22 protein-coding genes are annotated in these 23,868 nt (G+C 51.7%); 12 read left to right on the top strand and 10 right to left on the bottom strand.

The genetic code is table 11. From position 1 onward, the window contains the following. The first annotated feature begins 208 nt into the window (after positions 1-208). Positions 209-1,192, top strand: coding sequence for a phosphate acetyltransferase (gene pta / locus BLW33_RS03995; protein WP_090305424.1), 984 nt, complete (start codon positions 209-211; stop codon positions 1,190-1,192). Positions 1,193-1,260: 68 nt separating this feature from the next. Here pta and BLW33_RS04000 read toward each other — a convergent pair whose 3' ends face one another. Both BLW33_RS04000 and BLW33_RS04005 read right to left on the bottom strand, forming a co-directional pair. Then, entirely contained in the window at positions 1,261-2,934 is a 1,674-nt protein-coding gene (locus tag BLW33_RS04000) for a hydantoinase/oxoprolinase family protein (RefSeq protein WP_090305427.1), read from the bottom strand. Positions 2,935-3,093: 159 nt separating this feature from the next. Further along, positions 3,094-3,534: a Dps family protein gene (locus BLW33_RS04005; RefSeq protein WP_090305429.1), complete on the bottom strand. Its 441-nt coding sequence runs from the start codon at positions 3,532-3,534 to the stop codon at positions 3,094-3,096. Positions 3,535-3,853: 319 nt separating this feature from the next. Between BLW33_RS04005 and BLW33_RS04010 the strand changes: the two genes are divergently transcribed. The 5 genes from BLW33_RS04010 to rbr all read left to right on the top strand — a co-directional run bounded on the left by BLW33_RS04010 (position 3,854) and on the right by rbr (position 9,196). Next, positions 3,854-5,284: an FAD-binding oxidoreductase gene (locus BLW33_RS04010; protein WP_090305432.1), complete on the top strand. Its 1,431-nt coding sequence runs from the start codon at positions 3,854-3,856 to the stop codon at positions 5,282-5,284. Positions 5,285-5,322: 38 nt separating this feature from the next. Continuing rightward, a complete protein-coding gene (locus BLW33_RS04015) occupies positions 5,323-6,459 on the top strand; it encodes an acyl-CoA dehydrogenase family protein (RefSeq protein WP_090305434.1) in 1,137 nt (378 codons plus the stop codon). Positions 6,460-6,473: 14 nt separating this feature from the next. Next, entirely contained in the window at positions 6,474-7,277 is an 804-nt protein-coding gene (locus BLW33_RS04020; RefSeq protein ID WP_090305437.1) for an electron transfer flavoprotein subunit beta/FixA family protein, read from the top strand. Positions 7,278-7,286: 9 nt separating this feature from the next. Continuing rightward, positions 7,287-8,285, top strand: a complete 999-nt coding sequence (locus BLW33_RS04025; protein WP_090305440.1) for an electron transfer flavoprotein subunit alpha/FixB family protein — start codon at positions 7,287-7,289, stop codon at positions 8,283-8,285. A 251-nt stretch (positions 8,286-8,536) separates the two neighbouring features. Next, positions 8,537-9,196: a rubrerythrin gene (rbr, locus tag BLW33_RS04030; protein WP_090305442.1), complete on the top strand. Its 660-nt coding sequence runs from the start codon at positions 8,537-8,539 to the stop codon at positions 9,194-9,196. Between the two features lie 57 nt (positions 9,197-9,253). Here the strand turns inward: rbr and BLW33_RS04035 are convergent, their stop codons facing one another. After that, positions 9,254-10,246 carry a bile acid:sodium symporter family protein gene (locus BLW33_RS04035; protein ID WP_242911589.1) on the bottom strand — a complete coding sequence of 331 codons (993 nt, stop codon included), beginning with the start codon at positions 10,244-10,246 and terminating at the stop codon, positions 9,254-9,256. A gap of 108 nt (positions 10,247-10,354) precedes the next feature. On the opposite strand from BLW33_RS04035, the gene BLW33_RS04040 reads away from it, so the two are divergent. After that, the gene (locus BLW33_RS04040) at positions 10,355-11,335 is read left to right on the top strand and encodes an aromatic ring-hydroxylating oxygenase subunit alpha (protein WP_090305445.1); all 981 of its coding nucleotides are present in this window, start codon (positions 10,355-10,357) and stop codon (positions 11,333-11,335) included. 319 nt (positions 11,336-11,654) lie between these two features. On the opposite strand, the gene larA is transcribed toward BLW33_RS04040, so the two are convergent. Further along, complete coding sequence (gene larA, locus BLW33_RS04045) at positions 11,655-12,929, bottom strand: nickel-dependent lactate racemase (RefSeq protein ID WP_090305448.1); 1,275 nt, start codon at positions 12,927-12,929, stop codon at positions 11,655-11,657. Between the two features lie 200 nt (positions 12,930-13,129). Beyond that, on the bottom strand, positions 13,130-13,867 hold the full coding sequence (locus BLW33_RS04050) for an XRE family transcriptional regulator (RefSeq protein ID WP_176966618.1): 738 nt from the start codon (positions 13,865-13,867) through the stop codon (positions 13,130-13,132). A 180-nt stretch (positions 13,868-14,047) separates the two neighbouring features. Here BLW33_RS04050 and BLW33_RS04055 point away from each other — a divergent pair, with 180 nt between their 5' ends. From BLW33_RS04055 to BLW33_RS04075, 5 genes are all read left to right on the top strand, one after another. Then, a complete protein-coding gene (locus BLW33_RS04055) occupies positions 14,048-15,280 on the top strand; it encodes a Y-family DNA polymerase (protein ID WP_090305720.1) in 1,233 nt (410 codons plus the stop codon). A gap of 46 nt (positions 15,281-15,326) precedes the next feature. Then, positions 15,327-16,205 carry a radical SAM protein gene (locus BLW33_RS04060; protein WP_090305454.1) on the top strand — a complete coding sequence of 293 codons (879 nt, stop codon included), beginning with the start codon at positions 15,327-15,329 and terminating at the stop codon, positions 16,203-16,205. An 8-nt stretch (positions 16,206-16,213) separates the two neighbouring features. After that, positions 16,214-17,344, top strand: a complete 1,131-nt coding sequence (locus BLW33_RS04065) for a helix-turn-helix domain-containing protein (protein WP_090305457.1) — start codon at positions 16,214-16,216, stop codon at positions 17,342-17,344. Beyond that, positions 17,334-18,227, top strand: a complete 894-nt coding sequence (locus tag BLW33_RS04070; protein WP_090305460.1) for a helix-turn-helix transcriptional regulator — start codon at positions 17,334-17,336, stop codon at positions 18,225-18,227. The genes BLW33_RS04065 and BLW33_RS04070 overlap by 11 nt, the downstream gene beginning before the upstream one ends. 69 nt (positions 18,228-18,296) lie before the next feature. Continuing rightward, complete coding sequence (locus tag BLW33_RS04075; RefSeq protein WP_090305463.1) at positions 18,297-18,737, top strand: GyrI-like domain-containing protein; 441 nt, start codon at positions 18,297-18,299, stop codon at positions 18,735-18,737. A gap of 18 nt (positions 18,738-18,755) precedes the next feature. On the opposite strand, the gene BLW33_RS04080 is transcribed toward BLW33_RS04075, so the two are convergent. The 5 genes from BLW33_RS04080 to pduB form a co-directional block, all read right to left on the bottom strand. Continuing rightward, complete coding sequence (locus BLW33_RS04080; RefSeq protein ID WP_090305466.1) at positions 18,756-19,082, bottom strand: hypothetical protein; 327 nt, start codon at positions 19,080-19,082, stop codon at positions 18,756-18,758. 22 nt (positions 19,083-19,104) lie between these two features. Next, positions 19,105-20,172: a [Fe-Fe] hydrogenase large subunit C-terminal domain-containing protein gene (locus BLW33_RS04085; RefSeq protein WP_176966619.1), complete on the bottom strand. Its 1,068-nt coding sequence runs from the start codon at positions 20,170-20,172 to the stop codon at positions 19,105-19,107. A gap of 37 nt (positions 20,173-20,209) precedes the next feature. Next, on the bottom strand, positions 20,210-21,553 hold the full coding sequence (locus BLW33_RS04090; RefSeq protein WP_090305471.1) for a butyryl-CoA:acetate CoA-transferase: 1,344 nt from the start codon (positions 21,551-21,553) through the stop codon (positions 20,210-20,212). Positions 21,554-21,643: 90 nt separating this feature from the next. Beyond that, the gene (locus BLW33_RS04095) at positions 21,644-23,053 is read right to left on the bottom strand and encodes an aldehyde dehydrogenase family protein (protein ID WP_176966620.1); all 1,410 of its coding nucleotides are present in this window, start codon (positions 23,051-23,053) and stop codon (positions 21,644-21,646) included. A gap of 23 nt (positions 23,054-23,076) precedes the next feature. Further along, positions 23,077-23,862, bottom strand: coding sequence for a propanediol utilization microcompartment protein PduB (gene pduB, locus BLW33_RS04100; protein ID WP_090305474.1), 786 nt, complete (start codon positions 23,860-23,862; stop codon positions 23,077-23,079). Positions 23,863-23,868: the final 6 nt, after the last annotated feature.

A 23,868-nucleotide genomic window follows, 5' to 3' on the forward strand; every position in this document is an offset into this window, starting at 1 on the left:
TAATATGGAGAACCTTCCCCCTGAATTCCAAAGATTGTTTGTTTATTGTCTACTCACCCATAAAACTGCAATAATTCGGACAATTTTATGGCGTCAGCCCTCTTCTCCTTCAGGAAATTATGTAAAATAATACCCTTGCATTTTGCATGGCCAGGGTATAGAATGATTTTTAGTGAGACTATATCATTACATATAAGGAGCGTTATCTATGTTTGGATTTGGACAACTGATTGATACTTTGAAAAAGGATCCTAAGAAAATTGTATTTACAGAGGGAACGGATCCGCGTATTTTAGAAGCGGCTTCCCGCCTGTTAGCTGGAACCTTTTTACAGCCGATCCTGGTAGGGGAATCCGATGCCGTTATGGCCGCTGCAGAAGAAGCTGGTTTCAACATCCGAGGGGCAAAGATTCTCAATCCCCGGACCTACAATAAGATGGATGAAATGATCGAGCTCTTCTGTGAACTGCGCAAGAGCAAGGGGGTTACGCCAGAAGAAGCCCGAAAAATTCTTTCCAAGGGCAATTATTTTGGAACAATGTTAGTCAAAATGGGCGTTGCCGATGCCCTCCTCGGTGGTGCAACCTACTCCACTGCGGATACCGTCCGCCCAGCCTTACAGTTGATCAAGACAAAGCCGGGAAACAATATCGTATCCTCCGTGTTCATCCTGGTTCGTCCCTCAGCCATCGGGGAAAATGAAGTGCTGGCCATGGCCGATTGTGCCATCAATATCCACCCCACCGAGGATGAACTGGCTGAAATCGCTGTGGAAGCCGCAGAATGCTCAAAAATTTTCGGTATCGATCCCAAGGTTGCCTTCTTAAGCTACTCTACTCTGGGCTCTGGCTCTGGGGAAGATGTGGATAAGATGCGCAATGCAGCGGCAAAGGCCCGTGCCCTGGCACCGGAGCTAGCCATTGAAGGTGAAATTCAGTTTGATGCCGCCGTCGCCCCCCGAGTTGCCCGGACAAAATGCCCAGACTCCAAGGTTGCAGGCCACGCTAATACGTTCATCTTCCCAGATATCAATGCCGGTAATATTGGTTACAAGATTGCCCAGCGATTAGGAAATTTTGAAGCCTATGGCCCGATTCTGTTGGGTCTTAATGCGCCGGTTAACGATTTATCCCGGGGCTGTAATGCTGCAGAAGTCTATTCTATGGCTATTATTACAGCAGCATTAGCTTAATTTTCTAAACTTAATTCCATGGGACCAAACAAAAAACTTCCTATTAGGGAAGTTTTTTGTTTGGATTCTTATTTTATCTGAAGCCCCGTAGCCTTGGCTACGGCCCGTACATTGCTCTGGACATAGCGTTCCCGCCATCCGATTTTTTCTACAATCTCCTCCACAAAGACCTGGGCATAAACGGATTGTGCTCCCTGACAGCGGGCAGCGGCCAAACTCCGCGTCTCGACCTCCTGGGAGACCCAGGCCACGGCGGTATCCTTATCTGAAAAGCTTTGGCACAGGCCGGCCACATGGGCTACGTAGCCGTCGTTGGCTTCGTCGGGGCGGACAATGGCGCAGACCTGCTCCTCAACCGCGGCACACGCCGCCCCCACGGCATTGGCCACCTCAAAATGCTCGGGGAGGATGACCTGCTCCCCGGATGCCCCCAGTTTGCCATACCAGGCTCCTGCCGGGGCACCAATGGCGATAATTGGCAGCTCTTTAAGTAAATTTTCTGACCGATCCACGGGCCCCTGCATCCGAGCGACATACCCCACCTCGGGCTCAGCCTCTGGCTCGTGGTGCCGATATTGAGCCAGCACGGCATCCTCAATGGTTGTCAAAATTTTATTTTGGGCCAGGGTGTGGTATTCTTCCAGGCCCACCCCCAAGGCCTCTGCCTGGGCCACGGCCGCTCCCTTCGCTTCATCCACCGACCACTTCATGTATTCTCCGGTGAGATGCAGGATATCCGTGGGGGTCAAACCTGTCTGACCACCACGACAGGCGGGTAAAATCCGCTGGCCCGTCAGCATTAAATCCCCTTCTTCCACGATAATCTGGGTATCGCCGCCTAATCCAAAGGTGTTAATCTCCACGGAATTAACCTGAGTCTGCCAACTCCCCACACGGGCACCCACCGGGGAGAGGGCCAGGGTATTGCCTCGGACCACGCCGCTGTCGGTGGTGGTCCCCCCCATATCCACGACAATGCCATCGGCGGTCCCCGCCAGGGCCAGGGCTCCGATGATACTGGCCGCCGGACCGGAGAGGATGGATTCGATGGGTTTCTCCCGGATAAAGGCCAGGCTGGCCAGATTGCCATCGCCCTTAACCATGTAGATGGGTGCAGTGATTCCCAGGGCTTTCAGCGCTTTTTCCACCGCCTGGATAAAGCCTTCAATAATGGGGATAAGACTGGCGTTGAGCACCGTGGTGACCGTGCGGTCATGGAAGCCCAGTTTGCTGGAAAGCTCATGGCTGCATACCACTGGTACGCCACAGCACGCCTTAACCTCAGCCTTTACAGCCAACTCCTGGACGGCGTTACGCACGCTCATCATCCCAGCGATGGCCACGGCCTCGACCTTTCCAACCAAGGCATCGCAGGCCGCCCGCACCTCCAGGGGATCCAGGGGGATAACCTCTTTCCCCTTGACGTTGACCCGCCCGCTGATGCGTTGGACCTCACCCTGGGGCAGCTCGCCCTTAGGTGGCTCCCCGATGATGATGAGCCCCGCCGGGCGACCTTCTCCTTCGACGATGGCGTTAGTGGCCAAGGTGGTGGAAAGTACCACCTTGGCCACGGCCCCCGGCTCTTTAATATCCAGGGCCTCGATGCTCTTTTGGATTCCCACGGCCAAGTCCCCCCGGGTGGTGGGGGATTTGCTCTTAGCCAGTACAGCCTGCTGTTCCTGCTGATATAAGACGGCGTCGGTGTAAGTGCCGCCGGTATCGATTCCTAATACGATGCTCATTGTGTATCCTCTTTACTCGTGATGCTCTTAGCATAGCACAGAGGACGAATTTTCGCAATCTACCCTGGATAATTGCCCTGTTATCACATCAACCTTCCACGACTAAAAAGGATGCGTCCACCCCAAAAGGGTTTTCGCATCCTTTCATTTGTTTTCTACTTATTTCATCATAGATTCCAGGAACCAAATGGTCTTGCTGTATCCGCCCAGATGACCTTCCATCATGGCAACGAGATCATACAGGCCTTCTGCATCCGCTTCAGAACGGATGGCATCCGCTTCTGCCTTCATGCTGATCATATCCCCTTTGACGATTGGGAGGATTTCCAGGGAGCGCAGCTCTTTGGATGGCAGTTCTTCAAGATCGGTCACGGCCAGATAATCCTTTAAGGACGCCAGTGGGGTTTCGCCGTGCATCTTTAAGGCTTCGGCCACCTCATCTAAAATCTCTGGCATGGTGTCATAAAGACCTTCGAGATATTCATGGACGGGCTTGAAATCCGGTCCAACCACATTCCAATGGAGGTTGTGCAGCTTGATATATAAAACAGCACTGTCGGCTAAATATTGATTTAATTGGTTGCTTAATTCTTGTTTCATGATGTCTTCCTTTCTTTCTCAATCGTTTATTTAGAACAATTGTGTTAGCTATTTCTAACTTGAATTGATTATAAATTAGTTATCAGGCTTTGTCAAGGGTCCCAATTCTTTCTCCTGTTTGATTCAGGAAACATAAAGGAAGCAATTAGAATTTTCAGTATTTTACATTTTTCATCATTTACAAAATGTATAATTTTCTTGACAGTGGTCAGACCAATTAATATAATACTGGTAAGTGGTCAGACCAATTAGGCCCCTGGCTGATCTTCTGGGTCTGACGATTTCCTACGTTTATAATCATCTTGAGGAGGAACAGATTATGAGTATTACTTACAATCCGGTAACCCCGGAAATCATCGAAGCCATTCAGGCCGCAGCTCCTGGCCATGTACTGGTTGGGGATGCGATTAACGAAGATTTCTGCCACGATGAAATGAGCATCTACGGCAAGGCCATGCCGGATGTAGTGGTGGAAGCCACAACAACCGAAGAAGTCGCTGCTGTAATGACCATTTGTAATGAAAATAAGATTCCCGTTACCCCCAGTGGTGCCCGTACAGCATTAACCGGCGGCCCGGTGAGTCTGTTGGGTGGGGTCATGATTTCCACCACTAAAATGAACAAGATTTTAGGCTATGATCAGGAAAACTTTGTGGTTCGCATCCAGCCGGGTGTGCTCCTCAATGATTTAGCCGAGGACTGTATCAAACAAGGGCTGATGTATCCCCCAGATCCTGGCGAAAAATTTGCCACTGTCGGCGGCAATGTCTCCACCAATGCCGGTGGAATGCGGGCTGTCAAATACGGTACCACAAGAGATTATGTCCGGGCGATGACGGTAGTCCTGCCCACGGGTGAGGTGGTCACCGAAGGCGCCACCGTCTCTAAAACCAGCTCTGGCTTTAGCCTATTGAACCTGATGATCGGTTCTGAAGGGACCCTGGGCATTATCACTGAGCTGACCTTGAAGGTCATCCCCCAGCCCAAGTCCACCATCAGCATGATTATCCCCTACGAAACCCTGGAAGAGGCCATTGCCACGGTTCCGAAATTCTTCTTAAACCACCTTTCCCCCCAGGCATTGGAATTTATGGAACGGGATGTGGTGGATGACACCGAAAAATTCCTGGGCAAACAGGTTTATCCTAAGCAGATGGAAGGGATGGAAATCGGGGCTTATGTCCTAGCTACCTTCGATGGCAGCGACGAGGATGAACTCATGGATATTGTGGAAGCGGCCTCTGAAATCGTACTGGAATCCGGCGCCATCGATGTGCTGGTGGCCGATACACCCCAGCTCATGCGGGATGCTTGGGCGGTTCGCAGTGCTTTGCTCGAAGCCATTGAAGCCAACACCACCCTTCTGGATGAATGTGACGTAGTGGTCCCGGTCAATAAGATTCCGGAATTCTTAACCTATGCCAAGTCCTTACAGGATGAACATGGTTTTACCATTAAGAGCTTTGGCCACGCCGGTGACGGCAACCTCCACGTTTACACCTGCAGCAATGATATGGAGGAAGGGAAGTTCAAGGAAGAAGCGGCTAAGTTTATGAAGCAGGTCTATGCCAAGGCCACTGAAATGGGCGGCTTGATTTCCGGAGAACACGGCATTGGCTCGGGCAAGATGGAATACTTATCCGATTTTGTGGGGCCGGTGAATATGCGGCTGATGCGTGGGATCAAGGAAGTGTTCGATCCCAATATGATCTTAAACCCCGGCAAAGTATGCTACGCCATTGAAGCGTAGTTCAATGAAAACTTTTTTCTATAGGAGGAATATTAAACATGGCATATCTCATCTCGGATGAAGCAAAGGATTTATTACAGGACGTTAAAGAATTCTGTGAAAATGAAGTCAAGGAACAATGTAAGGAATACGATCGTACTGGGGAATGGCCCAAAGAAATTTATGACAAGGCCATTGAAATGCAGCTTCATAGCTTAGAAATCCCCGAAGAATACGGCGGACCAGGGCTGTCCCGGGTAGACATTGCCGCATTGATGGAAGAAATGGCCAAGGCAGATGCAGGCTTTGCTACCACCATTTCTGCCAGTGGCCTGGGGACCAAGCCAGTGCTGATTGCCGGGACGGAAGAACAGAAGAAAAAGGTTTGTCAGATCATCGTAGATGGTGGATTTGGGGCCTTTGCCCTGACCGAACCTGGGGCTGGCTCTGATCCTGCTGCCGGCACTACCACTGCCGTTAAGGACGGCGACGAATATGTCTTAAATGGTCGAAAATGCTTCATCACCAATGGGGGGATTGCCGATTTCTATTGTGTCACGGCCCTCACCGATAAGAGTATTGGTGTGAAGGGAATGTCCATGTTCCTCATCGAAAAGGGAACCCCTGGTCTGTCCACTGGGAACGAAGAAGATAAAATGGGGATTCGGACCTCCAACACCTGCGACGTGGTGATGGAAGACTGCCGCATCCCAGCTGCCAACCTCATTGGAGCAGAAGGCAAGGGCTTTGGCATCGCCATGAAAACCCTGGACCAGGCCCGGACCTGGATGGGCTGTGTCTCCACAGGCATTGCCCAGCGTGCCATGGAAGAAGCCATGGAATACTGTAAAGGCCGGGTTCAGTTTGGCAAGCCGGTGATTAAATTCCAGGCCATGCAGTTCAAAATTGCCGATATGGCCATGAAGATTGAAGTTTCCCGCCAAATGGTGGCCCACTCCCTGACCCTGATGGATATGGGGCTCCCCTTTGCCAAGGAATCTGCCATTGCCAAATGCTACGCCTCTGACCGTGCCATGGAAGTAACTACCGAAGCGGTTCAGATGTTTGGCGGCTATGGCTACAGCCGGGAATACCCTGTTGAAAAACTCATGCGGGATGCCAAAATCTTCCAGATTTTCGAAGGCTCCAACGAAATCCTGCACATCGTCACCGCCAATAACACCATTCCCCGCTAGATCAGGAGGACATCATGAATATACTCGTATGCATCAAGCAGGTGCCTGATGACTCCATTGAAGTCCATCTGGGTGCCGATGGCACTCCGGCTATCGCAGACATCACCAAGGTGGTCAACGCCTTCGACACCTATGCTTTAGAAATGGCCACCCGCTTAAAGGAAAATCTGGGAGATGATTCCCAGATTACCGTTCTGTGCGTCGGTCCCGATGAAGCGAAAAACTCCTTAAAAAATTGCCTGGCCGTCGGTGGCGACTTCGCCACCTTGGCCTGTGATGCCGCCTTTGACGGCAGCGACTCCCTGGGTGTCGCCACTATTTTAAAGGATGCTATCGCCAAGCTGGAAGCCGAAAAAGGCGCCTTCGACCTGATCTTTACCGGTAAGGAAGCCACCGATGCGGCCCTTGGCCAAACCGGGATTATCCTGGCAGATCTCCTGGGGGATGGGGTGATTACGAACGTCATCGATATCCAGGCAGCGGATGGTAAAGCCACCGCCAAACAGGAAACCGAAGAAGGCTACCGCACAGTAGTCAGCGCCACCCCCTGTGTACTCACCGTATCAAAGCCCGAGTACGAACCCCGCTACCCCACCATTAAAAACAAGATGGCTGCCCGGAAAAAGCCCATCGATACCCTAGCCGCCGATCTCCTGGCAGAAGGCACCGATGTCGGCGCCGATGGGTCGAAGGTGATCACTCTGAAGGTTTACGAGCCGCCTAAAAAGGAAGCCGGTGTCACAATACAGGAAGAAACCGACGAGGATTCTGCCCTGAAGGCCATCGCCATGATGGTCGAAGCAAAGGTACTGGGTTAGGAGGCCATTATGAATAAAACAGAAACCAAAAACATCTTAGTCTATGTCGAACTGGCTGATGGTGCTCCCGTTAAAGTTAGCGCCGAAGCCCTGGCCGCTGGAAGAACCTTAGCCACAGCCAAGGGAGAAGCCGTTATCGCCGTTCTTCTGGGCGAAGGGATTGGCGAGGCGGCAGCGGCTGCCGCCACCCTGGGTGCGGATACCGTCATTGCAGTGGACGATCCCGCCTTCGCCGCATTCAATCTGGATGCCACTGCGGATGCCTTAGGACAGATTATCGAAGCCCAAAAGCCAGACGCTGTCTTTATTGGGGGAACCCAGGATGGCAAAGATTTAGCCCCGAAGCTGGCAGCCCGGTTTAAAACCGGCTGTGCCTCGGATGTGATGGCTGCGGCCCTTGGAGATGACGGCATCATCTTCACCACCCCCCTTTACGGCGGTACGATCCTCTCCGATGTATCCATCCCAGAGGCCCGTCCCCAAATCGCCACCATCCGCTCCGGTGCCTTTAAGAAGGTGGAGGAACCCACAGCAGGGACCGTCCTTTCTGAAAGCATTACCGTAGCCGATGACGCCATTCGTACCCAGATTACCGAGTCGGTCAAGGAAATCGCCGAAGCCGTTAATCTGGAGGAGGCTGAGGTTATTGTGGCTGGCGGCCGGGGTATGGGCAGTGCCGAAAACTTCCAGATGGTAAAGGACCTGGCCGAGCTCCTCGGCGGTGTCGTGGGGGCAACTCGCCCTGCCATCGAAGACGGCTGGATTCCCAGAAACCATCAGGTCGGCCAATCCGGAAAAATCGTCGCCCCTAAACTGTATATCGCCTGCGGCATTTCAGGCGCTACCCAGCATTTAAGCGGCATCACCGGTTCCGACTATATCGTGGCCATTAATAAGGATGAGGATGCTCCGATCTTTGAAGTTGCCAACGTCGGCATCGTCGGCAACGCGCTAAAGGTCCTGCCGGCTTTCATTGAAGAGGTGAAAAAGATTCAGGCTGGTGCCTGACCACCTTTAGTGAGGGCCGGAATCACACTCCCATCCCCTTTAGTTTCTTGGTTTTGCATCCATACTGTTCCTCAAACAAAAGGCGAAACCACAGCAGAACCCCCAGGACGATCTTGGGGGTTCTTTCTGTAAGGATACTGAATTTTTTCTTTCCATATTGAAATGATTCCAACTTGCCATTGACATTTCAGGGTATTAGGGGGAAAATATTAATGTCAAACAGTAATTTTTAAAGAAAGAGGAGAACAAACATGAGTTATCGTTGTACTATTTGTGGTTATGTATATGAAGGAGACAACCTGCCGGGAAATTTTGTTTGCCCAAAATGCAAACAGCCCGCAGATAAATTTGAAAAGATTGAAGCACCCGCAACTGAAAATAAATACGCCGGGACCAAGACCGAACAGAACCTCATGGCTGCTTTCGCCGGAGAATCCCAGGCCAGAAATAAATATACTTATTTCTCAGAAGTTGCCGCCCAGGAAGGCTACGAACAAATTGCCCAGCTTTTCTTAAAGACTGCGGGGAACGAACGGGAGCATGCCAAGCTGTGGTTTACCGCTTTAGGTGAGCTGGGGAATACAGCTGCTAACCTGCTCCACGCCGCTGAGGGTGAAAACTACGAGTGGACGGATATGTACGATGGCTTTGCCAAGGATGCTGAAGAAGAGGGCTTTCCTGAACTGGCCAAACAGTTCCGGGAAGTAGCCGCCATTGAAAAGCACCACGAAGAACGCTACCGCAAGCTGCTGAATAATGTGGAAATGAAGGCTGTTTTTGAAAAAGCTGACGAAACCATGTGGGAATGCATTAACTGTGGCCACCTGGTCATGGGTAAGAAGGCCCCTGGGGTTTGCCCGGTATGCTTTAAAGCCCAGAGCTATTTTGAAGTGCATACGGAAAATTATTAAAATCAATTCAACACAAACGACCATCCCCTCTCTTGACAGGATGGTCGTTTAACTTTCTCAATGCGATGAGGAAATCCCCCTTGAAAACCAAGGCATTCTCACTATCATCATGCCCGCCCCCGCAGCGATCACCTGTTGGAACAAGGTCCCAATCATTACCGGGAAAAGGACCTCAGACGGAAAATATTGGGCCGCGATGACAGCCCCCGCTGAGATGTTGCGCATTCCCCCATTGTACATCACCGAGATGGTATCCGGTCCATCTAAATGGAGCACCCGAGACATTCCCAGAGCCGCAATATATCCAAATATCGCCAATCCCAGGATACATCCTGCCACTGCGATCAGCGTCGGGGTCAGACTTGTCATATAGGGAGCGATACGTGTTGAATTGATTGTTACAACCCCAATAAGGGCCAGCTTACTAAAGGGTGCTAATCGAGGCTTCCAGCTCTGACTGACCCGGCCCATCGTCCATTGGTTGAGGGCCATGGCCGCCAAGGCTGGCAGTGCAATCATGAAAACCAATTGCTGCATCATCCCCCAGGGTGCCATTTCTACCACACTGCCCAACAGCCCATGGAGCATCAGAGGCACCATAAAAGGCGCCAACAGAGTATCGATAACGATGATGGAAATGGTCAGGGCTGAGTGGCCCCCGTAGATATTCACCCAGGCCAGGCTCACGATTCCCGTAGGCACCAGAAATTCCAGTACGATTCCAGTGACAAGGTCCATATCCTGTCCGAAAAGGGCCCTCCCCACGCCAAAAGCGATTAACGGCATCACTACATGAAGAAGGATCAATACGGTAACCAAGGGAATCGGGTGTTTGGCGATGCGCCCCATGTCTTTAAAATTAGACCCCAGGCTCCCTGTAAAGGTCATAAAAGCGAAAAGCCCTGTTACTAAGAAGGAAAAGTGACTTAGCCAATCTGCATACAGTATCCCCATAATCAGGCAGGCAGGTGTAACCAAGGCCATCCACTTTTCGATGAATCCATTAAATTGAGTCAAAAAATCCATTTTATGCCCCTTTTCTTTTTCCATGTTTTTCATTATTGCATTTATCCTTCGGTCTTACCTTAAGAAAATCCGAATATAATAATGTCACATCGATGGTTGTTGGCACCAGCTTCCATCTGAAGGAGGTTTTCCATGATTAAAAATAAATGGTATGCAATCCTGTCCTCCCGAGAGGTTAAAAAGGGGAAATTAACGGGCGTCAAACGCCTGGGTGAGCAACTCGTTTTTTTCCGAAATACCCAGGGTGACATTCAGTGTATTGCCGACAAGTGTTGCCACCGTGGGGCCTCCATCGCCGCCGGCTGGCACTGTGGTGACACGGTTGCCTGCCCCTTCCACGGCATCGAATACGATGGGATGGGTCGGGTAACTAAAATTCCCGCCAATGGTAAAAACACCCCGGTCCCGGATTACTACCAGGTCTCGGCTTATCCTGTCCAGGAGGCCCATGACCTCATTTGGCTGTGGTATGGTGATGATGAACCCACTACCTTTGAACTCCCTTTCTTTAACGAGCTTGAGGGGATGACCTTTTCCGAAATCCGGGACCCCTGGGATACCCATTATTCCCGATGCATCGAAAACCAGCTGGACGCCGTGCACGTGCCCTTTGTCCATCATAATACCATTGGCCGGGGGAATAAAACCCTGGTGGATGGCCCGAAGGTCATCTACGACGACGATACCCTGACCTTTTATGTCCATAACGAGGTAGACGATGGCCGGACCATCCCCCTGCGCCCCGATGCTGAGGTGGATTATAAAAAATGGTTCTCCCTGCAATTTCGATATCCCAACATCTGGCAAAACCGAATTTCTCCCCTGATGCGGGTCTTTGCGGCCTTTGCCCCCATCGACGAGGAACACACCATGGTCTATGTGCGCTATTACCAGCGGCTAATCCGGGCTCCTCTCCTCCACAAAGCCGTGGACCTCAGCGGAAAGCTCTTTAGCAAAATCGTGCTCAATCAGGACCGCCGGGTGGTGGAAACCCAACGTCCCTTAAAATCAGAGTACGTGATGGATGAGCATCTCATTCCCGGAGATTCACCGATTATCGAGTATCGACGGATTCGGGAGGAATTAAAGCAAGGCACCCCCCCGCAAAAATAAGGGAGAAGCAAAAAAGGGACGGCATCCCCCATGGAGGGAATCGTAGAACAGCGAGAATGATCATTTGCAATCCTCAGTAAAATGGCGGTATACCCCGTGACGATAGTCGGTTTCTAAATCCACCATTTTATAATCTACAGTCCTTTATCTTTACCACATCCGGTATATAGGCGTTTTCAGAGAGGAATAAACACGCCGCGTTCCGGGGCTTTGCCCCTTCACTTATGCACGGCTGCGCCGTATGCTGAAGCAATATAAAAGGGTATTTGAAAGCGAGCTTTCAATACCCTTTTATATTGCTTCAGCGCATGGCTGTTAGCTACCGCGACACGATTACCGCAATCCCATTGGGAATAACCGTGAATTTAGCGTTATCCCCTTTGATTTCCTTGGCCTTGGCCATGGCGGTGGGAAGATCCGGAGCGTAGATCATCTTCATTTCTTCGATGGTCTGCTGCATTTCCGGGCGACTGACGTAGATGACGGGGTGCTGCATCAGAATCCGGGCCTGAATTTGGTATTCCCATTGATCGGGCTTGGTCTGATCCTGGGGAACCTGGAGGATTTCTTCCATCAAGGCTGCCGGGCTTTCGCAATCCTTTAAGGCACGGTAAAAGCCTTCTCCACCGGTCCCATCGGCACATTCTGCACACAGGATGATAACCCCATCCTCCCCGGCGCTGGCTTCGGCGGCGGTCATGCTCTTCACGCATTGGTACATATTCTGGTCCAGGGGTGCCCCACCGTTACTGGTGATGACGATGTCCGCCGGAATGGCATCCACCTTGCAGTAGCCCCGGAGGAATTCACACCCTGCCTCATGGGCGGTGAAGGGGTCTCCGGCAAAGGCAGCCACGACCTTTTTATCCTCATCGATAACGGTATTGACGATATAAGCCAGGTTCGCCTGCTGGGCGGCGGATTTCATATCCTTGTGAATGGGGTTTCCCTCTAAAATCCCTGTTCGAGCATGGTCACTGGCAATAAAGGCCCCACAATGGTTGCCCAGCACCGTCACCCGATCGGATACACCGGGAAGAACGCTTTTCCGTCCGCCGGAGAAGCCGGCAAAGAAATGGGGTTCGATGAAGCCTTCAGCCACCAGCAGATCGGCTTCGGCGGCCACCTTGTTGATGATGAGGTCTGCCCCCGAGGGGAGTACCCCGATTTTAACATTGGCATCGGCATTGGCGGAATCGTGGACGATGATTTTTTCTTCTGCCACAATCTTTTCACCCAACTTATTCACCAGCTCTTCCTTGACGGTCAGACGATGAAAGCCGGTGGCCACCAGAAGAGTGATATCAATATCCGGGTTTCCTTCCCGCAGCTCCTTTAGCATAAAGGGGATAATATGCTTGCTGGGCACGGGCCGGGTGTGGTCGCTGATGATGATGGTGGCGTCTTTCTTACCCTGGGCCATCTCCTTCAGGGTCTTCCCACCAAAGGGAGCAGCCATGGCGGCAACGACAATATCGTCCTCCGAGCCTTCTGCTTTCAAATCGGTAATATTGGATTCCAGGACTCCGGCAATCTGTTCATCGGCTAAGTTAAGACTCAGCCGTGTACTGCCATAGGGAATTGAAAAATGCATATTCTTCCTCCAAATCGAATTTTATTTTTGGTCAGTGGTCTGACCAGTTAATTGATTTCATTATACGCTATTTTCTCCACGGACGCAAGTATAATTCGTTTCGCTTCTGTTAGCTTACGCCACAGTATAACTCGCTCCACTGCTTCTATTTCTACACTTCTGTTAGCTTACGCGCAAAATCCGGCTTTTTCGTCTGTTTCTTAAAGGGTTTGTACCCGACCAACCACCCGCAGGTCGTCCGATGCCCTTACGATGATGGGGGCGTAACGTTCATTGAGGGAATGCAGATAGATGCCTTCTCCTCCCTCCTGCTGGCGCAGCTCTTTAATATAGCCCTCTCCATTTAAAATAAAGATTCCCACTTCTCCAGGCTTCAGATCCTGGGTCTGCTGAACGAAGGCAATATCATCGTTGTGGAATTTAGGCTCCATGGAGTCTCCTGAAATACGGACGGCAAAATTCGCCCGGCCCGGGACCTCTTCAGCGGGGAATGCGGTTATTTCATAATCATCAGAGTCCAAAAATTGCCCGGTCCCGGCCGAGGTCGGCAGACAATACAATGGAATTTCCACATAGGGAACCGAGGCCTCTTCACGAATCATGGCCTGCTCATAATCCCAAAATTCCTGAATCTGACTGCGGACCATTTGCCGCCCCTCTTTGGATAGATTCCGATAATGTTCCAGAACAATGGATTCATTTTTACTCAGGTGCTTCCGAGAACCCATATCATCATCAAAGAGCTCCCACATCTGGCAATGCAGGGCCTGGGCCAGGGCCGCCAAGGTATTCACCGTCGGGTTGGTGGTAATACCACAGATGATTTTTGAAAGGGTATTGAGGGGGACACCGGATGTCTCAGCCAGCTGCTTATTGGTTAAATTGCGTGCTTTTTTTAACTTCTTCAAGTTATCAGCGATTAGGGTATTCATTTTCATTTTTTCATCCTCCATTTTTTTATTATAGCACATATTCTTCCATAATAAAATCCTCTCCTTCATTTTATTTCTTATAATGCAGTTTAGTCTTTACATATTCCATTAATAGGTGTAATATAAAAATAAGATTCCTTTTATGGAGGTTTATTTTAATTGGACCGCATTATATTACATTCCGATATGAATTGTTTTTACGCTTCGGTGGAGCTCCTTTCCCGACCAGAGCTTAAGGATCGACCGGTCGCGGTGGCCGGTGATCCACAAAACCGTCACGGCATCATCCTCGCGAAATCCCAGGCGGCCAAAGAGATGGGAGTGAAAACCGCAGAGGCCATTTGGCAGGCCCGGGAGAAATGTCCAGACCTCATCCTTCTTCCCCCACATTATCCTAAATATATCCACTACAGCCAATTGGCCCGAAAAATTTATAACCGCTACACCGACCAGCTGGAGGGTTTCGGCTTGGATGAAGCATGGATGGATGTCACCGGCTCCCAGCGCTTGTTTGGAGGTGGGATGGATATCGCCCGGTCCATTAGCCGTACCATTAAGGAAGAGCTTGGCCTGACCGTATCCATCGGCGTCAGCTGGAATAAGGTCTTTGCCAAATTTGGCAGCGATTATAAAAAGCCGGATGCCATCACTGAAATCAACCGCGGAAATTACAAGGACCTCGTATGGAATAGCCCCATTGAAAATCTGCTGTATTGCGGCAGGGCCACCACCCGGAAGTTAAATGCAGTAGGGGTAAAATCCATTGGACAGCTGGCCCGTTTGGATGACGGGTTCCTGAAAGGGCGAATGGGGAAAATCGGCCTGATGCTCAAGGCCTTTGCCCTGGGACAGGACATCTCTCCGGTTCGTCCCTTTGATGAAGCCCTGGGGGATACCAGGCGGCTGGTGAAATCCATTGGGAATGGCTACACCGCCCCCCGGGACCTGGAAACCCGGGAGGATGTGAAAATGATGACCACCATCCTTTCCGAAAGTGTGGCGGCCCGGCTCCGGACCGCTGGCCTCCTCGCCCAAACCTTATCCCTTCATTTAAGGGATAAGCAGCTCCACTCCATCACGAGGCAGAAAAAATTTGCTGCCCCCTCAGATATTACCGAGGAGTTCATCACCACGGCCATGGCCATTTTTGATGCCAATTACTTCTTCCATTCCCCCATTCGATCCATGTCCATTCAGGCCTGTGATCTGGTGGACCCAGTGTGGGGGACCCAAATTGATTTTTTTACCGATCAGGTGGCCAGAGAGCGTACCGCCCGGTTGGACCGAACCATCGACGATTTGCGCACACGCTACGGCAACCAGGCCGTACGGCGGGCCATCACCCTGGGAGATAGTGCCATGCGGGTGCTGGACCCCCTTACGGATAATGTTGTCCATCCCAATGGCTTTTTACATTAAACCTATGTTATAATGCCAGCATAAATGAACAGGAGGAACGACATCAATGAACTATGAAGGACGGGTATTCCGCCCCCCAAGTGAAGCCTACAGTCTCATTATACAGGCGACTGTCGGCTGCAGCCACAATGCCTGCCGATTCTGTGATATGTATAAGGAAAAGCGATTCCACATCCGGCCCTTAGAGGCTATTTTAGAGGACCTTCGGGAAGCCCGTTCATTCTATCCCAGCATCCATCGCATCTTTTTAGCCGATGGTGATGCCCTGGTAATGCGCCAGGCCCATTTAATCACCATCCTAAAGACCATTTCCCAGCTTTTTCCAGAATGTGAGCGGGTAGCCTGCTATGCCTCCCCTAAAAGCCTTGGCACCAAGGACGACGACCAGCTGGCCGAGCTCCATTCCCTGGGCCTGATCATGGCCTATATGGGCCTGGAATCCGGGGACGATGGGGTACTGACCCATGTCAATAAGGGCGCCAGTGCTGCGGATATGATCACCGGGGGCAAGCGTATCCGCCAGGCTGGTATCGCCCTGTCGGTCACGGCGATTTCCGGTTTGGGGGGGACTGCCCACTGGCAGGACCATGCCATTCATACCGCTGAAGCCCTCTCCGCCATGAATCCCGATTATATCGGCCTGCTTACCCTGCGCTTAGAGGGACAAGCCCCCATGGTGGCGGAGGTCGCCCGGGGGGATTTCACCATGCTGACCCCCATACAGGTCGCCGCTGAAACCCGTTTGCTCTTATCCCATATGGATAGCCCCGGCAGCGTCCTCCGGGCCAATCATATCTCCAATTATGTCAACCTTGCCGGAACCTTGAATGCCGATATCCCCAAGCTCCTGGCCACCCTGGATGCCGCCCTCGAAGGACAAATTCCCTTTAAAAGCGAAGCTGCACGGTATTGGGACGTCCGGTAACGACCACAATGAAAAACATCCATCTCGCTCAAAAAATAACGGCCCTGCGCAAGGATCGGAAAATCACCCAGGAGGCCCTGGCTAAATTTCTGGGGGTCTCCAAGGCCGCGGTATCCAAATGGGAAACGGGGCAAAGCTTCCCCGATATCACCCTGCTCCCCCAGCTGGCTGATTATTTCGGGGTGACCATCGATACCCTCATGGGCTACGAACCCCAGCTTACCCGGGAGGAAATCCGGGAAACCTACCATCGCCTGGCCCGGGCCTTCACCACCGAGCCAGCGGAAGCCGTATACCGCCAATGCCAGACCTTAATTCACGATTATTATGCCTGCATGCCCCTGCTCTTCCAAATGGGCCTGCTCCTCATAAACCATCTGGATCGCTTTCCGGCGGAACGCCATCCCGCCCTCCTCCAGGAAATCCTGGATCTGATGGAGCGCTGCAAAACAGGCTCCCCGGAGCTGCGAATTTTCAAGCAGGCCAATGCCATCGAAGCCCTCTGCCAATATAACCTGGGAAATTATGACACCACCATCTTCCTCCTGGAGGATTGTACCAGTACCACGGACTGTGGCGATGACCACGCGCTGCTGGCCATGGCCCACCAGGCCAAGGGGGATGCCGGAGCCGCCCAGGAAACCATCCAGGTGGGGACCTACAATGCCCTTCTGGCTTTTTCATCCCTGCTGATGACGGATTTAAATTTAAACCCCGACCAACCCAAGCGTTTTGATGCCATCATCACCCGATTCCTTACCCTAAGGGATGCCTTCCAGCTGGAAGCCCTCCACCCCAATACCATGTTCCAATTTTATCTGACAGCAGCCGCTGGCTATTTAGCTCAAGGCAAGAAAGAAGCTGCCCTGGATATGCTGGGGCATTACGTGTCCATGGTCACACCAGACCTCTTTCCCTTCACCCTCCACGGCGATGACTTTTTTGATCAGATCGATCCCTGGCTTTCAGATTTTGATTTAGGCCCCGTCGCCCCCCGAAGCGATGGGAGCATTGCCCAAAGTTTAGTAGCCAGCCTTCGGGACTATCCCGCCTTCGCCGTGCTACAGACCAATGGACGGTTTAAAAACCTGGTGGCGGAACTGACCCAACGAATTGAGGCCATCACCCATGGTAAATAGCCGACTCTTCGAAATCCTCAACCTGCTCCTGGCCCGGGGGCCCCTAACCGCCAAGCAGCTGGCCGGGCATTTTGAGGTTTCCACTCGGACCATCTATCGGGATGTGGATCAGCTCTCCCAGGCGGGCATCCCCATTTATACCGCCCAGGGCAAGGGTGGCGGCATCGCCCTGCTGCCGGGATACGTCCTGGACCGGACCATCCTAAGCGAAAGAGAGCAGCTCAGCATCCTCGCGGCCATACAGGCACTAGATACCCTGAGCCCAGAACCTGCCAATACTACCCTAACCAAGCTCGCCGCCCTTTTTGGCACACCCCAGGATGATTGGCTGGAGGTGGATTTTTCAGACTGGGGAAATGGCCAGGAGGAGGCAGCGGTTTTCACCACCTTAAAGGAGGCCATCCTTAGGAAGCACCGCGTCTCCTTTTATTACCACGGTGCCACCCACTCTGTCCGGCGGGTAGTAGAGCCCTTAAAGCTCTGCTTTAAAGGACAAAGCTGGTACCTCTACGCCCATTGCACCCTCCGAGATGAACCTCGATTTTTTAAGCTGCGCCGAATGCAAGACCTCACGCCCCTTCCAGAAATCTTTAGCCGGGTGGCACCCACCCGGGTTTTCACCGATGATCCTGCCACCGATACACCCACGCTTTCCGTGACCCTGCGGCTTTCCCCCAATCTGGCTTATCGGGTCCGGGATGAATTCAACACCTATACCACTCTCCCCGACGGCCGCTTTGAAGTGACCCTGGAACTGCCACCCGGGGAATGGCTCTATCAATACCTGGCCACCTTCGGTGCCCATTGTGAGATCCTCTCCCCACCTTCCCTCCGGGAAGAAATGCGCCGCCGTCTGGAAGAAAATTTAAAAGTTTATTCTTAATAAGACATCCTGTTGTCATATTTCATTTGGTACACTGGGACCATCATACAAACAACAGGAGGTTTTTTTATGGATTATGAACTGGTATCCTTGGAGGAAAAGATTGTCGTGGGGCTCTCTGCCACCACTGGAAATAATGATCCCAAAATGGGGGAAATTATCGGAAATCTTTGGAAGAAATTGTACGAGGGCGGGGTGTATCCCCAGATTAAAAACAAGGTGGATGACCACGCCATCGGTCTGTACTCCGACTACGCCGGTGAGACCTACTGCGTCACCGTGGGTACCGCCGTCTCCGCAGCTGATAACCCGGAGCTTGCCCGCAAAATCATCCCCGCCGGGCGCTATGCCCGCTTCTTAATCCGGGGTGATATGGTTCAGGCCGTAGTGGCCGCCTGGAGTGCCATCTGGGAAATGGATTTAGGCCGCAGCTTCACCGGGGATTTTGAAGAGTACTTAAGCCCGGATCCGGTAAATGGGGAAATTGCCATTTATGTGGCGTTGAAATGATATTCTAAATCTGTGCTTTCAAAGGGGACGAATAATATATTCAGAAATCCGCCCATCCCCATCCAAAGTGGCACAGCCAATACAGGGGAAAGCCTCCCCATTAAGGCGGACAATATAGATCATGGCATGGGGCAGCATTTGCTTGATTTCTACCGAAAAGGAATATTGGCTAAAGAGGGTGGTGAATACCCCAGCTAAATCTCCTGAATGCCTTACTTCTATATCTGATCTGCCCATCCGCCGAAGGGCACCATCACTAAAATAACAATGCTCTGAAAAAAGAGTGGCAATGCCCTGGGCATCTTCGTTGTCCAGGGCTAATGCATAATCCAGTAAAGCTTTCATCAATACCTCCAAATTTTGAATCTTAGGTTTTCCCATGGAGTAGCTGCCTCGCCATGGCACTAAAGGGATAACCATAAAAGCTCTTGTAAACTCCGGCGATTTCCGGATTATCCAAAGCCGTTTGCCCGGGGGATGCTGCCGCTTCCCGATACAGGGTCCTCATCTCCGGTACGGACCCACCGATGCAGCCCCCGGGACAGGCCATCACCTCGATAATATCGAAGAGCCCATCATACCGGCCAGCTAAAAGGCGTTCTGCCACATCCAGTCCATAGACAACACCTACATGAATTGATAAATCGGCAATTTTCACCACTGCACTTTTGACACAGTGCATTCCCCGGATAGATTCCCAGGCGATTTCATTCGGCAATGACTCTTTTCCCATTAACACCTGTTGCAGGGTTCGGAGCAAGCCTTCCATCGTCCCCCCTGTGGTGGCCGAAATAATCCCGGAACCACTGCCTCGCCCCAAGGGACTGTCCCAGCCTTGTCCAGAATTAAGGGTACTTCGCACTACCCCAGCAGATTTAAGCCATATCGCCAGTTCCTGGGTCGTCATAATATAGTCATTGTCCTGTAAAACGCCGTCTCCCAAAAGGATGCCGACATCATTAGGACTCGTAGACATCCCTCCTTCGGCCCCACAGGATGTAACGATGACATGGATCATCTGGGTAGGGTCAAGATGATGCTCCTCGGCAAAATAAGTCTTTACTGTCGCTCCCTGGATTTCACCAGGACTTTTCACCGTGGATAAACACTTCCCTTTGGCGGGGGCATGCTTTTTTAGATATTGTGTCCAAGCTGGACAACCGCTGATAAACAGTGGGAGATCCTTTTGACTGCGGAGTCTCAGCAGGCATTCCACGCCCATTTCGACTGCCCTTAAATCCGTTGAAAAGGCAAGGTCTAACACATAATCTACCCCAAGCCGATGTAATGCATCCACTAATTGTCCCTCTATCCATGCCCCTGGCTCTCGGTCGAAGGTGTCACCCATTCCAACCCGCACTCCTGGTGCAATGGAAAAAACGACGATTTTTTCGGGATGATCAATGGCCTTTTGAATGGCATCCATGGGTTCCATAGCCTCAAACATCTCCCTTCACTTTTTAAAAATTCCTTTATCGGTTGCTTTTTCGCCAGATCTTCATTTTTTCAGCTTCTTGAATGAGATCATCCCGGAAATCCGGATGGGCGATGGCGATCAAAGCCTCGGCTCGCTGCCAGGTAGACATTCCCTTCAAGCAGACCTTTCCATATTCCGTGACCACATAATGGGTATTGGGACGGGTATCTGTCACCGTAGAACCGGGCTTTAAGATGGGTAAAATCCGTGACTTCAATTCACCAGACCGGGTTTTGAAGGTAGAGGAGCAACAGATGAAGCTTTTCCCTCCCTTGGACAGATAGGCCCCCAGGACGAAGTCCAGCTGACCGCCGGCCCCTGAAATCTGATGATAGCCCGAAGATTCTGCGTTCACCTGGCCAAAGAGATCGATATCCACCGCATTGTTGATGGACATGAAGTTGTCAATCTGCGAGATGACCCGAACATCATTGGTATAGTCCACGGGCATCCCCATGCACTGAGGATTTTCATCCAAAAAGTCATAGAGCTTTTGGGTTCCCGCCCCAAAGGCATAGGTCTGGCGGAAGCGATCGATGGCTTTTTTTGAGCCGTTGATCTTCCCCGCCTCGGTGATATCCACAAAGGCATCCACGAACATCTCCGTATGGACCCCCAGGTCTTTGAGGTCAGATTCAGCGATGAGGGCCCCCACGGCATTGGGCATCCCCCCGATGCCCAGCTGAAGGCACGCCCCATTGGGGATTTCCGGCACGATGAGTTCAGCGACCCTTCGATCTACCTCACCAGCCTTGCCCGCCCCCATTTCGGCCATAGGCGGGTTGTCTCCTTCGACGATATAGTCTACCTGGGAAATATGGATGGCTTCTTCCACCCCGCCCAGGCAGCGGGGCATATTCTTATTGACTTCAACAACGATGACCTTGGCGGTTTCACAAAGGGCCATCATATGGGAAGCATTGGGTCCAAAATTGAAATACCCGTGGGAATCCATGGGCGCTACCTGGAAAAAGGCCACATCCACGGGCTCGATATTCTCACGGTAATATCGGGGCAGCTCCGAATAACGCAGGGGGCAGTAATAGGCAAATCCCTGTTGTACCGCCCGACGTTCAATACCACTGAGATGCCATGAGTTCCACACCAAATGGGCACTTGGATTGGGAATTTTAAAAATTTCAGGCTCCCACATCAGAATCCCCCCATGGAATTTAAGGTCGGTAAGATTTTCATTGATGATCCGTTTAGCCAAGGCATAGTCTGAGGCTCTCGGTGTTCCAGTGGTCCATCCATAATCGACCCAATCTCCGGATTTAACGGCCTTAACGGCGTTTTCTGCGGTGGTTAGCTTTGTTGCATAGTCTCTGATAAAGCGCATATTTTCCTCCATTCCCTACTGGCTAAAAAGAAAGCCAAAGTCAGATGATTTGGCTTTCTTTCCAAGGGATTGTAATCGGGCTAAACCCTCTTACTTGATTTCAAATCCACCGCTTAAGATACAGCGGCGACGTCGGACGAAAGACTTAGGCGAGGTTAATCCTTCTCCTGTTGGACCAGCAATGGTGAAGGTCGGAAAGCCTTCTCCGCCAACGCCAAGTCCGGCAAAGGAAGGTCCATTTTTCACAAAGATGGTAGTTTGGATGCGCTTGGACATTTCAGACAGTTTATCCACATTTTTGGAATGCATCGTCGCCGTATGTCGATTGCCATGCTCCAAGTCGCAGGCCACATCGATACCTTCATCCACATCCTTGACTCGAACAATGGGCAGAATGGGCATCATCAGCTCTTCCACAGCCAGCAGGTGATCCCTGGGAACCTCCATGATGAGGCAGCGGGCTTCCCTGGGGACCTCGATCCCCGCGGCGGCTCCGATATAGTGGACATCCTTGCCCACGAATTCTCGGCTTAAGCGACCGCCGGGGAATACCATTTCGGCCAGGGCATCGATGACCTTCCGGTCTTTCAACTCGAAGGCGCCGTGTTTCTTCATGTTGAAAATGAGGTAATCCGCCACCTCATCCACCACCACGACTTCCTTTTCGGCGATGCAGGGCATATTATTATCGAAGCAGCAGCCATCGACGATATCCTTGGCGGCTTTTTCAATATCGGCGGTTTCATCCACCAGAGCCGGGGGATTCCCTGCACCGGCACCAATGGCTTTTTTACCGGATTGCAGAACGGCTTTAACAACCCCTGGTCCCCCAGTGGCACAAAGCATGTTGATTTTGGGATGGGCCATCATGACGTCAGCGCTTTCGATGCTGGGTTTGACAGTGGTTACCATCAAGTTACACAGACCGCTTGCCTTATAGATCGCCTGATTGATGAGTTTTAAGGTGTAGTGACAGGTTTTAACGGCTTTAGGATGGGGAGAAAATACAACGGTATTCCCCCCAGCCAGCATGGAAATACCGTTACCAATCAGGCTTTCACTGGGATTGGTGGTTGGTGTAATCGCTCCGATTACACCGAAGGGGGACAACTCCAAAAGGGTGAGGCCGTCATCCCCGGTTATACATTCTGCCTTAAGATCTTCTACTCCAGGGGTATGGAGAGAGGCCAGCTCATGCTTAATAAGCTTATCCTCATAATTCCCCATACCTGTTTCCTCTACCGCCATGGCACAAATCGTCTCTCTGTGCTCCTTTTCCATCATCGTATCCCGGATGGCCTGGATAATTTGACGACGGATAGCCAGGCTGCATTTCATATAATCCCGCTGGGCCGTCCAAGCTGCCTCCACCGCCTCATCCATGGTATCAAAGATCCCCCATTTGATGGCCGGTTCCACCCCTTGGGGCGCTTCGGTATCCCCGAGTTGATCAACCACCTGTTTTACCAGTTCTTCGATGTCTTTTAAATTCAATTCCATTTCACGCCTCCACTCTGCGATGCTTAAATATAGGGGGTCGTCATGCTGGCGGCGGGACCGGCTAGGGCGTTCAGGCATGGCAGTCCGATTTCACGGGCGGCGTAGACGGCCTGACGGACAGCGCCGGCATCCCCGGAAATGAAGATCATGCCTTCATTGGAGAACTTGGTTCCACCGTTATCCGGTGATGCAAAGCCGATGAGCTCCACATTGGCAGCCTTTAAAGCGGCATCAGCCATAAGGACACCAATCCCGGCGGGTGCGCCGACGATGATGGCGAAGGCCTTGCCAATGGGTGCGCCCAGAGCCATGTTGCAGGCGAAGGAAGCGCGGGCGGTATATTGGAATTCCAGATGACCGGCATCATTGCCATAAACATCCCCGAAGGTCCGGTTTAAGTCGGCCAGCGCCACTTCCACCGCACGCTTGGCATCAGACACATCTTCTGCGCCAAAAATGATGAGGGAGCCGTGACCGGCGCCGCCCTTGGTATCCCGGGCCATTTCACAAATGACCATTTCGGTATTGGTAGCTTTGACCGCTTCATCCGCCGCAAAGATATGGGGGCCGGCACCGGTACGGGCGGATAAAATCCCGATGGAACGGTATTTGGCATCCAGCTTCATGGCTTCGTGGAGATTGGCATCCACATTGGCGATGACGAATCCGATGGTATCGCCCATGGCAGTTCCAACAAATTCGGTCAAACCACAATTGGCAACGGGTTTCGGACAGCAGTCGGCTGCTTCTGCCGTATCAATCTTCTTCATCACTTCTTCCATTAATTGGCTCATTAATTCTTCTTTCATGGCTTC

Source organism: Eubacterium aggregans (assembly GCF_900107815.1).
Classification (GTDB): domain Bacteria; phylum Bacillota; class Clostridia; order Eubacteriales; family Eubacteriaceae; genus Eubacterium_O; species Eubacterium_O aggregans.